We start from the raw sequence: 11,945 nt of genomic DNA on the forward strand, positions 1-11,945 counted from the left end.
TCCGTTCCCGTGCGCCGACGCCGTCTGGGCGGGCGCCGACTCTAGGCGACCCTGCGGGTCCGTCGAGGGCCGTCGCGCGGGCGTCGCCGTCTCCGGCCCGAACACCCAGACTCTAAGGTGGAACCCATGACCTATTCGGTCGCCGTCTCCGGCGCATCCGGCTATGCGGGCGGTGAGATCCTGCGGATCCTCGCCGGTCATCCCGACGTCGAGATCCGCACCGTCACCGCGCACTCCAACGCCGGTCAGCCGCTCATCGAACACCAGCCGCACCTGCGCTCGCTCGCGCACCTGACGCTGCAGGACACCACGCCCGAGATCCTGTCGGGTCACGACGTCGTCTTCCTGGCGCTTCCGCACGGCCAGTCGGGACAGTACACCGAGGCGCTCGGCGACACCCCGCTCGTCATCGACGCCGGCGCCGACCACCGGCTGACGTCGTCCGACGCGTGGGCGGCGTTCTACGGCGGCGCCTTCCACGACCCGTGGACCTACGGCGTGCCCGAGCTCCCCACCGCCGGCGGGACGCAGCGCGCGAACCTCGTCGGCACGCGCCGCATCGCCGCTCCGGGCTGCAACGCCTCGACGGTGAGTCTCAGCCTCGCGCCCGGCGTCGCCGCGGGCGTCATCGACCCCGGCGACATCGTCAGCGTGCTCGCCGTCGGGCCGAGCGGGGCCGGCAAGAGCCTCAAGACCAACCTCCTGGCCAGCGAGATCCTCGGCACCGCGAACCCGTACGCGGTGGGCGGCAGCCATCGTCACATCCCCGAGATCCGTCAGGCTCTCGTCGCCGCCGGAGCCACCGGAGACGTGCGCATCTCGTTCACCCCCGTCCTGGTCCCCATGGCGCGGGGCATCCTCGCGACGTCCACGGCCCCGATCGCCGGAGACGCGACGGATGCCGAGATCCGCGGTGCATGGGAGGCGGCGTACGGCGACGAGACCTTCGTCCAGCTTCTTCCGGCCGGGCAGTTCCCCCGCACGGCGGACGTCCTCGGCGCGAACACGGCGCTCATGGGACTCGCGGTCGACCGGGCCGCGGGCCGCGTCGTCGTCGTCACCGCGGTCGACAACCTCGTCAAGGGCACCGCCGGCGCCGCCATCCAATCCATGAACATCGCGCTGGGTCTTCCCGAAGGCACCGGCCTCACCGTGAACGGAGTCGCCCCGTGAGCGTCACCGCCCCTCAGGGCTTCGAGGCGGCCGGCGTCGCCGTGGGCCTGAAATCCACCGGCAAGCCCGACGTGGCCGTCGTCGTCAACCGCGGTCCGCTGAAGGTCGCCGCCGCCGTCTTCACGAGCAACCGGGCCAAGGCCAACCCGATCCTGTGGTCGCAGCAGGTCATGCACGACGGCACCGTCGAGGCGATCGTCCTCAACTCCGGCGGCGCGAACTGCTTCACCGGACCCTTCGGCTTCCAGACCACGCATCAGACGGCCGAGAAGGCCGCCGAGCTGCTCGCGGTCAGCGCCGGCGACATCCTGGTGTGCTCGACCGGCCTGATCGGCACCGGTGACGAGGTCTTCCGTGGCAAGGTCCTCGAGGGCACCGAGCGCGGGATCGCCGAGCTGTCCGCAGAAGGCGGCGAGGCGGCATCCCTGGCCATCATGACCACCGACTCCGTACCGAAGACCAGCGTCCACGACGGCGACGGCTGGAAGATCGGCGGCATGGCCAAAGGCGCCGGGATGCTGGCGCCCGGACTTGCCACCATGCTCGTCGTCCTCACCACCGATGCCGTCCTCTCCGTCGACGAGGCCGATGCCCACCTGCGTGGCGCGACCCGGGTGAGCTTCGACCGTCTCGACTCCGACGGCTGCATGTCGACCAACGACCAGGTGTCGCTGCTGGTCAGCGGCGCCTCGGGGGTGACGCCCGATCCCGACGCCTTCCGCCGCGCGCTGATCGGGGTCTGCACGGACCTCGCCGTGCAGCTCCAGTCCGATGCCGAGGGGGCGAGCCACGACATCACGATCGAGGTGCGCGGCGCCGCGACCGAGGACGACGCCGTCGAGGTCGGACGCTCGGTCGCCCGCAACAACCTCTTCAAAGCGGCGATCTTCGGCAACGACCCCAACTGGGGGCGCGTGCTCGCCGCGATCGGCACCACCGGCGCCGCGTTCGACCCGTACGACGTGGATGTATGGATGAACGGCGTGCGCGTGTGCACCGCGGGCGGGCCGGACCGGCCCCGCGAAGAGGTCGACCTCACCCCGCGGGCGACGAGCGTGCTCATCGACCTGAGGGTCGGCGCCGAGTCGGCCACCATCTTCACCAACGACCTCACCCACGACTACGTCCACGAGAACAGCGCCTACTCGTCATGACCGATATCCAGGACACCGATCCCGCCGCCGCCAGCGCCCAGGCCGAGACCCTCATCGAGTCGTTGCCGTGGGTGCGCCGCTTCCGCGACCAGGTGGTGGTCATCAAGTACGGCGGCAATGCCATGGTCAGCGAGGAGCTCCAGGACGCCTTCGCCGCCGATATCGCCTACCTCCGCTACGTCGGGGTCAAGCCGGTCGTCGTGCACGGCGGCGGACCGCAGATCTCGTCGATGCTCGATCGCCTCGCCATCCCGAGCGAGTTCAAAGGCGGGTATCGGGTCACCTCCACCGAGGCGATCTCGGTGGTGCGCATGGTGCTGACCGGCCAGATCAACCCGCAGCTGGTCGCCAAGATCAACGCCCACGGTCCGCTGGCGACGGGTCTCAGCGGCGAGGACGCCGGCCTGTTCGGTGGTCGCCGGCGCGGCGTCGTCGTCGACGGCGTCGAGCACGACCTCGGTCGCGTCGGCGATGTCGTCGAGGTCGACCCGCAGCCGGTTCTCGACCAGCTCGCGGCGGGCCGGGTGCCGGTCGTCTCGAGCATCGCCCCCGACCTCGACCACACCGGGCATTCGCTGAACGTGAATGCGGATGCCGCTGCCGCCGCTCTCGCCGTCGCGCTCAAGGCCTCCAAACTCGTCGTCCTCACCGACGTGCCGGGCCTGTACGCCGACTGGCCCGACCGCACCTCGCTGGTGTCGCATCTGACGTCGACGCAGCTGCGCGAGATGCTTCCCCGGCTCGAGTCGGGGATGATCCCGAAGATGGCCGCGTGCCTCGAGGCGGTCGAGGGCGGGGTCGACACCGCGGCGATCATCGACGGCCGTGTGCCGCACTCGGTGCTCGTGGAGATCTTCACCAGCAAGGGAATCGGAACAGAGGTGGTGCAGGGATGAGCTGGCAGGACGACGCAGGCCGGGACCTGGTGCGCAGCTTCGGCGATCGGATGGCGATGTTCGTCCGCGGCGAGGGTGCGTACGTGTGGGATGCCGACGGCAAGCGCTACCTCGATTTCCTCGCCGGGATCGCGGTGAACTCGCTCGGCCACGCGCACCCCGCGTTCGTCGAGGCGATCACGCGCCAGGCGTCGACGCTGTCGCACGTCTCGAACTACTTCGCGACCCCGCCGCAGCTCGAGCTCGCCTCGCGGCTGAAGCGCCTTGCGGGCACGGGACCGGACGGCCGGGTGTACTTCGGCAACTCGGGGGCCGAGGCGAATGAGGCCGCGTTCAAACTCGCGCGACTGCACGGCGGGGCCGACCGCCCCCGCATCCTCTCGCTGAAGGACGCGTTCCACGGCCGCACCATGGGCACGCTCGCCCTCACCGGCAAGCCATGGATGCAGGAGCCGTTCCTGCCCATGGTCGGCGGCGTCGAGTTCATCGACACCACCGTCGAGGCCCTCGACGCAGCCCTCGACGACCGCGTCGCCGCACTCTTCCTCGAGCCCATCAAGGGAGAAGCCGGCGTCATCGACCTCCCCGAGGGCTACCTGCGGGCCGCGCGCGAGCTCACCGAACGCCACGGTGCCCTGCTGATCGTCGACGAGATCCAGACCGGCGCCGGCCGGACGGGGGAGTGGTTCGCCTTCCAGCACGCCGGCATCACGCCCGACGCGATCACGGTCGCCAAGGGGATCGGCGGCGGCTTCCCCATCGGCGCGCTCATCACCTTCGGCGCGGCCGGCGACCTGTTCTACCCCGGTACCCACGGCTCGACCTTCGGCGGAAACCCTCTCGGCACCGCCGTGGCCGGGGCGGTGCTGGCCGAGATCGAGCGCGGGGGTCTGGTCGACAACGCCGCAGAGCGCGGTACGCAGCTGCGCGAGGCGATCATGCGACTCGATTCGACACTGGTGAGCGGATGCCGCGGCCAGGGTCTGCTCATCGGGGTGGCGCTGCGGCATCCGGTCGCCAAGGCCGTCGTCGCGGCCGCGCTCGAGCACGGGCTGGTGATCAACGCGCCCAACGACGACACGATCCGTCTGGTTCCCGCCCTCACCATCGGCGACGTCGAGATCGACGAGTTCCTGCAGCTGTTCGCCGCCGCGCTGCACACTGTGGAGGACGCCCTCGTCCTCGATGCACCCTCGGAGGTGTCCGCATGACCCGCCACCTGCTTCGCGACGACGACCTGACCGCGGACGAGCAGGCCGAGATCCTGGATCTCGCCGTCGCTCTGAAGAAGGACCGCTGGAAGCTGAAGCCTCTCGAGGGCCCGCAGACCGTCGCGGTGATCTTCGACAAGTCCTCCACGCGCACGCGCGTCTCGTTCGCGGTGGGCATCGCCGACCTCGGCGGGTCCCCGCTCATCATCTCCACCGCCAACAGCCAGCTGGGCGGCAAGGAGACCCCGTCCGACACCGCCCGCGTCCTGGAGCGGCAGGTCGCCGCGATCGTGTGGCGCACGTACGCGCAGGCGGGGCTGGAGGAGATGGCGCGCGACACCCGGGTCCCGGTGGTCAACGCGCTGAGCGACGACTTCCATCCGTGTCAGCTGCTGGCCGACCTGCTCACGATCAAGGAGCACAAGGGCGATCTGGCAGGGCTGACGCTGGCGTTCTTCGGCGACGGCAAGTCCAACATGGCCCACTCGTACGTGCTCGCCGGCGTCACCGCAGGTATGCACGTGCGTGTGGCCTCACCCGAGGACTACGCACCGCGCGAGGACGTCATCGCCGATGCGGACCGGCGTGCTGCCGAGACGGGCGGGTCGGTGGCGCTGTACACCGACGCCAACGAAGCCGCCGCCGGGGCGGATGTCATCGTCACCGACACGTGGGTGTCCATGGGCAAAGAGGAGGAGAAGCTCGCGCGCCTCCGGGACCTCGGCGCCTACAAGGTGACCCAGGAGCTCATGGGCCTCGCCCAGGACGACGCGATCTTCATCCACTGCCTCCCCGCCGACCGTGGCTACGAGGTCGACGCCGAGGTCATCGACGGCCCCCAGAGCGTGGTGTGGGACGAAGCCGAGAACCGCCTGCACGCGCAGAAGGCGCTGCTGGTGTGGCTGTTGCGCCAGGGCTGAGCCGGCTCGACGCTCCCGGCCGCATCGCCGGGGCGGACCTGGCACGGGGCCTCGCCGTGATCGGGATGCTGGCCGCCCACCTCCTGGTGACCGACGACGCGGTCGATCCGACCGATGCGTCCACGTGGGACGGCGTGGTGAACGGGAACTCCTCGATCCTGTTCGCCACGCTCGCCGGGGTGTCGATCGGTCTGCTCACCGGCGGACGGCGACCGGTCGCGGCGCCGCGGCGCGGCATCCTGCAGGGACGACTGCTCGTGCGCGCGGCGGCGCTGTGGATCGTCGGGCTCGCGCTCATGCTGCTCGGCGTGCCGGTGTACGTGATCCTTCCGGCGTACGCCGTGATGTTCGCCCTCGCCGTGCCGCTGGTGGGTCTCACCGCCCGGCCGCTGTGGATCCTCGCCGGGGGGCTCTCGGCCGTGATGCCCTTCGTGCACGCGTTCGCCGCCTCGTGGCCGGGCTGGCAGACCCCGCTCGGCGGCGACGTGTCGCTGCTCATCGGCTGGCACTACCCGTTCGAGGTCTGGATCGCGTTCGTCGTCGCCGGGCTCGCGCTGGCACGCTCGGGGCTCGATCGCACGCCCGTGCTGGTCGCGGCCCTCCTCGGCGGCGCGCTCGTGAGCGGTATCGCGTTCGCGCTGGATGCCGCGACCGGCGCGCGGGCGTCGGGGGCGGCATCCGGTGACGACGATGGGGTGCGGGTGTGGACGGCCGAGCCGCACTCCAGCGGTCTGCTGGAGGTGTGGGGCTCGGGCGGACTCGCGGTCGCGATCATCGCCGCGTGCGTGCTGCTGTGCCGCGGCGACGACGGCGGCGGCATCGTGGGAAGGATCCTCCTGCCCCTGCGGGCCGCGGGGTCGATGCCGTTGACGGCGTACGCCTCGCAGATCGTGGTGTGGGCGATCGCGGCCGCCGCGCTCGGCGCGCCGGGCGATCTCGCCGGCTTCCGCGAGGCACAGCCCTTCTGGCCGATGACGCTGGGGATCCTCGCGGGCTGCACACTGTGGGCCCTCGTCCTCGGAAGGGGGCCCCTCGAGCGCGGCATCGAGGGGCTCGCGCGGGTCGTGGTCCGCCCTCGCTAGGCTGGTGCGGTGAGTGATGCGAAGCGCGACGGCACCAACGAGGGCGCGCTGTGGGGCGCCCGTTTCGCGACGGGACCGTCGCCCGAACTGGCGGCGCTGAGCCGGTCCACCCACTTCGACTGGGATCTGGCGCTGTACGACCTCGCCGGGTCGCACGCCCACGCCAAGGCCCTCGCGGCGGCCGGCTATCTCAGCGCCGCCGAGGAGGCGTCGATGCACGACGGCCTCGACGCCCTGGCCCGCGCCGTGCGGGACGGATCGCTGCGGCCGGGGCCGGCGGACGAGGACGTCCACGGCGCGCTGGAGCAGGCGCTCATCGCCGAGGTGGGGCCGGAGCTCGGCGGGAAGCTGCGCGCGGGTCGCAGCCGGAACGATCAGATCGCGACCCTGGTGCGGATGTACCTCCTCGACCATTCGCGCACCATCGCCCGCGAGATTCTCCGCCTGGTCGACGCCGTCGTGGCGCAGGCCGAAGCGCATCCCGGCGCGATCATGCCGGGCCGCACCCACCTCCAGCACGCTCAGCCGGTGCTGCTGGCCCACCATCTGCTCGCGCACGCATGGCCGCTCGTCCGGGACCTGGAGCGGCTGCGGGACTGGTCCGCACGGGCCTCCGTGTCACCGTACGGCGGCGGCGCACTCGCCGGCTCGACGCTGGGACTCGATCCTCAGCTCGTGGCCGACGAGCTCGGTCTCGCGCGCCCGGCGGAGAACTCGCTCGACGGGACGTCGGCCCGCGACGTCGTGGCGGAGTTCGCGTTCGTCACCGCGATGATCGGCGTCGACCTGTCGCGGTTCGCCGAGGAGATCATCCTCTGGAACACGCGCGAGTTCGCCTTCGTCACCCTCGACGACGGCTACTCCACCGGGTCGAGCATCATGCCGCAGAAGAAGAACCCCGACATCGCCGAGCTCGCACGCGGCAAGTCCGGACGACTCATCGGCAACCTCACCGGCCTGCTCACGACGCTGAAAGGCCTGCCGCTGGCCTACAACCGCGACCTGCAGGAAGACAAGGAGCCGGTCTTCGACTCCGTCCGTACGCTCGAGGTCGTCCTCCCCGCGTTCGCGGGCATGGTGGCGACCATGCGCTTCCACACCGACCGGATGGCCGCTCTCGCACCCCAGGGTTTCTCCCTGGCGACCGACGTCGCGGAATGGCTGGTCAAGCGCGGCGTTCCCTTCCGGGATGCCCACGAGGTGTCGGGTCGCGTCGTGCGCGCCTGCGAGGAGCGCGGCATCGAGCTGCACGAACTCGACGATGCGGCCCTCGCGGCCATCTCTTCGGATCTGACGCCCGAGGTGCGCGAGGTGCTGACGGTCGAGGGGTCCGTGGCGGCGCGGGCCGGAGTCGGTGGGACGGCACCCGTACGGGTCGAAGAGCAGCGGGCCGAGCTGATCGCGCGGGTGCAGCGCGTGGCACACACGCTCGGACTATGAGCATTCGGCTTATCATCGTGGATAATCAGTCCAGAGCTTATTTCGCTGGAGAATAAGCGCTATACTGATCGCATGCCTATAGCGGTCATCGCCGACATCATCGGATCGCGACGCCTCCCGGACCGTGGCGCCGCTCAACGCGACCTCGATGACGCGATCGCCCGCGTCGAGACGGACCGACCACTCGCGGTCTCCCGGCTGCGCGCCACCGTCGGCGACGAGCTGCAGGGAATCTACCGCACGCTCGAAGACGCGCTCTGCTCCTTGCTGCTTCTGCGGCTGGCGCTTCCGGCAGGCCTCGAATGCCGGTTCGGGGTCGGTATCGGCGCGATCTCCGACGTTCCGTACGACGGGGCGACACTCGCGGACGGGCCGGGGTGGTGGGCTGCCCGGGATGCCGTCAACGCGCTGACCGCCATGCAGCAGCGCGCCGCGCCGGGCGCACGGACGTGGATTGTCGCCGCCCCCGGCGAGGATGCCGGTATGCGATCCCCCGTCGAGATGGCCAACGCCTACGCCCTGTCGAGAGACCAGCTCGTCACCGCGATGAGCGACCGCGCGCGCCGGCTGACGTACGGGCGATGCCTCGGCCGCAGGCAGAGCGATCTCGCCCGCGAAGAAGGCGTCACCCAGTCGGCGGTGTCGCAGGCCATGAGCACTGCCGGGTCGGCCGCGCTCGTCGAGGGCTATGTCGCACTGAGCGGAGGGCGCGCGTGATCCTCGCCGGCCTCACCCTCCTCACGATCGGCGGTCTCGATCTGGTGCGCGCGTTCCTCGCCCGGCGCTGGGCGGGCTACGTCGTGGTGGGCGCGGCGACGGTCGCGCTCGGCATCGCCGCGGGGGCCATCATCGAGACCGCGGTCGCCCTGCTGGCGGCGAGCGCCTGGATCTGGTCGGTTCCCAGCGATCGACGCGTGCGCGCGGGTTTCTGGCCGGCCCTCGGGATCGGCGTCCTGTGCGCACTCGCGGTGATGAGCATCCCGCCCCGCGAGCAGACCGGGCCGATCGGGGGTGTCTGGCGCTTCCCCACGCCCGCCGGCGAGCTCTCCTTCGACGCGGCGGTGCTCGTGTGCGGGGCGGTGGTGTTCCTCATGGAGTCCGCCAACGTCATCGTGCGCATCGCGCTCAACTCCGAGCGCGCTGCACCGGGCGACCCGTCCGGGGTGACCGTCGCGGTTTCCACGTCCCCGAGCCGCGTTGGGGAGCAGCCGGCCGAACCGCAACCGCTCGACGAACGCCCGGCTCTCAAGGGAGGGCGCCTGATCGGGCCGCTCGAGCGCATCCTGGTGTTCGCGCTCACGCTGCTGTCGGCATACACCCTGGTGGCGGCCTTCCTCGCGGCCAAGGGCATCGTCCGCTTCCCCGAGATCTCCCGCGACAGCGCCCACGGCGACAGTGCGGAGTACTTCCTCATCGGCAGCATGGTCAGCTGGGTCGTCGCGCTGTCCGCCGCCGCGCTGGTGTGGTGGTCGCTGTCCATCGCGTGAGTCGGGCGCGGGCGCCGCTGATAGCCTGAAACGCGTGTCTGAAACCGTCGTGAGCGCGACCGCGCCCGCCAACGACCCGACGTTCGAGAACGTCTGGGACGAGATCGTGTGGCGTGGGCTCGTGCATGTGTCCACCGATACCGAGGCGCTCCGCGCGCTCCTTGCCGGGGACCCGATCACGTACTACTGCGGCTTCGATCCGACCGCGCCGAGCCTGCACCTCGGAAACCTCGTGCAGCTGCTCCTCATGCGGCGCCTGCAGCTGGCCGGGCACCGCCCCCTGGGGCTGGTCGGCGGTTCGACCGGTCTCATCGGCGATCCCCGACCCTCCGCCGAGCGCACCCTCAACACCAAGGAGACGGTGACCGAGTGGGTGGGCTACCTGCGGTCGCAGGTGGAGCGGTTCCTGAGCTTCGACGGCGACAGCGCCGCGCGCATCGTGAACAACCTCGACTGGACGGCTCCGCTGAGCGCCATCGACTTCCTCCGCGAGATCGGCAAGCATTACCGCGTCGGCACGATGCTCAAGAAGGATGCCGTCGCGGCACGCCTGAATTCCGAGGCGGGCATCAGCTACACCGAGTTCAGCTACCAGATCCTGCAGGGCATGGACTACCTCGAGCTGCACCGCCAGTACGGCTGCGTGCTCCAGACCGGCGGCAGCGACCAGTGGGGCAACCTCACCAGCGGCACGGATCTGATCCATCGCGTCGAGGGTGTCCACGTGCACGCGATCGGCACCCCGCTGATCACCAACAGCGACGGGACGAAGTTCGGCAAGAGCGAGGGCAACGCCATCTGGCTGGATGCCGCGATGTGCAGTCCGTACCGGATGTACCAGTTCTGGCTCAACACCGACGACGCGGACGTCATCTCGCGTCTGAAGGTCTTCACCTTCCTCACGCGTGCCGAGATCGAGGAGTACGAGCGTCTCGTGCAGGACGAGCCCTTCCGTCGTGCCGCGCAGAAGCGTCTGGCCCTCGAGGTCACGACGTTCGTGCACGGTGCGGACGCGGCATCCGCGGTGATCGCCGCCTCGGACGCGCTCTTCGGTCAGGGCGATCTGTCGACGCTGGATGCCGCGACGCTCCGCTCTGCTCTGGAGGAACTCCCGGGCGCGGCTGTCGAGACGGGCACGCCCGTCGTCCAGGCGCTCGTCCAGACGGGTCTCGTGGCGAGTCTCAGCGAGGCGCGCCGCGCGATCGCGCAAGGGGGAGTGACCCTCGACGGCGATCGAGTCGACGACGATGCCGTGACGGTGACCGGGACCTTGCCAGGCGGGGTGTCGGTGCTGCGTCGGGGCAAGAAGACCCTCGCCGGACTCGTCGTCCTCCCCGCGGGTCGCTGACCTCGCCGATCCGGGCCGCGCGTGCCGTTCACACTCAGCCACGCCGTGGTGGCGTTGCCGTTCGTGCGCACTCCGCTGGTTCCCGCCGCGATCGCCGTCGGGGCGATGACCCCGGACCTGCCGCTGTTCGTACGCGGCACGCCGTTCCATTACGGCATCTCGCATGACCTGGTGTGGCTTCCGGCGACCCTCATCGTCGCCTTCGGTCTGCTCGTCCTGTGGCGATGCGTGCTGCGACCCGCCGTGCGGGAGCTGGCTCCGCGGACACTCTCGGACCGCCTCCCGCCGCAATGGGATCGAGGTGCTGCCGAGGGGTGGCGCGAGACGGTCACCGGAGCAGCGTGGTGGGCGCTGCCGGCCTCGCTGACGCTCGGTGTCGTCACGCACGTCGTGTGGGACCTCTTCACGCACGAGGGCAGGTGGGGGGTCGAAGCCCTTCCCGCCCTGCAGCAGCAGTGGGGGCCCCTTCCGGGGCTGAAATGGCTCCAGCACGGGTCGAGCGTGATCGGGCTGGGGATCCTGGCGGTGTGGGGTATCCGCTGGCTCGCGCAGCGCGATCCGGCTCCGCGGGCGTTCGAGATCCTCGGCGGGGGAGCCCGGCTGGCATGGTGGGCTTCGCTGCCGCTCGTCCTGACGGTGGCGTGGGCCGGTGGGCTGGCGGCGATGGGCCCGCTCGACGAGAGCTTCACCATCGCCCATCTGGCCTACCGGGTGCTGCCTCCGGCGTGCGCTGTGTGGGGCGCCGCCACCGTGGTGCTCTGCGTCGCCGTGCAGCTCCGGCGACGTTCCGCGAGGCGCGACACGCCCGGGCTGCGCGGCTGATTTGGCGGGCTCCGCCGACGCCGCGTAATGTTCTTGTTGTTCGCCCCAAAGGGAGAGCGGAGAGGCCAAGGGCCCCGCAACCTCAAGTGGAGAACAGATCCCCACACAGTAGGCCTGGCAGATTCGCGTCTGCGGGGGCTATGATGAGGATCCCCCACCTCGTGGACCGTGGTCATCGACTGCTGCCGGCGATCTGAAGATCCCGGCTGTCGATTTGACAGACGGAACGATGGGGATAAGATAGTGAAGTTGCCCTCCTGGGCTGGTCGTGAGGCTGGTTGGGGGGAGCGTCCGATCCTTGAGAACTCAACAGCGTGCACTTGTCAAATGCCAAATAACCTCGTCCAGCTTCGGCTGGGTTGAGATTCCTTTGGATCAATTTATGGATGTCAGTGACATTCGTTTTTGGTCA

Annotated in this window: 11 protein-coding genes; all 11 read left to right on the plus strand. The window is 70.3% G+C overall.

Features of this window, described 5'->3' with window-relative positions; translation table 11 throughout:
- Positions 1–126: 126 nt before the first annotated feature.
- Positions 127–1,173 (plus strand): N-acetyl-gamma-glutamyl-phosphate reductase, encoded by a 1,047-nt coding sequence (gene argC, locus NFR93_RS00475; RefSeq protein WP_251449318.1) that lies wholly within the window; start codon positions 127–129, stop codon positions 1,171–1,173.
- Positions 1,170–2,327: a bifunctional glutamate N-acetyltransferase/amino-acid acetyltransferase ArgJ gene (gene argJ / locus NFR93_RS00480; RefSeq protein WP_251449320.1), complete on the plus strand. Its 1,158-nt coding sequence runs from the start codon at positions 1,170–1,172 to the stop codon at positions 2,325–2,327. Before argC ends, argJ begins: the two co-directional genes overlap by 4 nt.
- Positions 2,324–3,223 (plus strand): acetylglutamate kinase, encoded by a 900-nt coding sequence (gene argB, locus NFR93_RS00485; RefSeq protein ID WP_251449322.1) that lies wholly within the window; start codon positions 2,324–2,326, stop codon positions 3,221–3,223. Before argJ ends, argB begins: the two co-directional genes overlap by 4 nt.
- Positions 3,220–4,434: an acetylornithine transaminase gene (locus NFR93_RS00490; RefSeq protein WP_251449324.1), complete on the plus strand. Its 1,215-nt coding sequence runs from the start codon at positions 3,220–3,222 to the stop codon at positions 4,432–4,434. The genes argB and NFR93_RS00490 overlap by 4 nt, the downstream gene beginning before the upstream one ends.
- Positions 4,431–5,354: an ornithine carbamoyltransferase gene (gene argF / locus NFR93_RS00495; RefSeq protein WP_251449326.1), complete on the plus strand. Its 924-nt coding sequence runs from the start codon at positions 4,431–4,433 to the stop codon at positions 5,352–5,354. Before NFR93_RS00490 ends, argF begins: the two co-directional genes overlap by 4 nt.
- Entirely contained in the window at positions 5,333–6,436 is a 1,104-nt protein-coding gene (locus NFR93_RS00500) for a heparan-alpha-glucosaminide N-acetyltransferase domain-containing protein (protein ID WP_251449328.1), read from the plus strand. Before argF ends, NFR93_RS00500 begins: the two co-directional genes overlap by 22 nt.
- 9 nt (positions 6,437–6,445) lie before the next feature.
- A complete protein-coding gene (gene argH, locus NFR93_RS00505) occupies positions 6,446–7,876 on the plus strand; it encodes an argininosuccinate lyase (RefSeq protein WP_251449330.1) in 1,431 nt (476 codons plus the stop codon).
- A 72-nt stretch (positions 7,877–7,948) separates the two neighbouring features.
- On the plus strand, positions 7,949–8,593 hold the full coding sequence (locus NFR93_RS00510) for a SatD family protein (protein WP_251449332.1): 645 nt from the start codon (positions 7,949–7,951) through the stop codon (positions 8,591–8,593).
- Entirely contained in the window at positions 8,590–9,363 is a 774-nt protein-coding gene (locus NFR93_RS00515; protein WP_251449334.1) for a hypothetical protein, read from the plus strand. Before NFR93_RS00510 ends, NFR93_RS00515 begins: the two co-directional genes overlap by 4 nt.
- A 34-nt stretch (positions 9,364–9,397) precedes the next feature.
- On the plus strand, positions 9,398–10,711 hold the full coding sequence (tyrS, locus tag NFR93_RS00520) for a tyrosine--tRNA ligase (protein ID WP_251449336.1): 1,314 nt from the start codon (positions 9,398–9,400) through the stop codon (positions 10,709–10,711).
- Between the two features lie 21 nt (positions 10,712–10,732).
- Positions 10,733–11,533, plus strand: a complete 801-nt coding sequence (locus NFR93_RS00525) for a DUF4184 family protein (RefSeq protein WP_251449338.1) — start codon at positions 10,733–10,735, stop codon at positions 11,531–11,533.
- Positions 11,534–11,945: the final 412 nt, after the last annotated feature.

This window comes from Microbacterium sp. Marseille-Q6648 (assembly GCF_943181415.1).
Classification (GTDB): domain Bacteria; phylum Actinomycetota; class Actinomycetes; order Actinomycetales; family Microbacteriaceae; genus Microbacterium.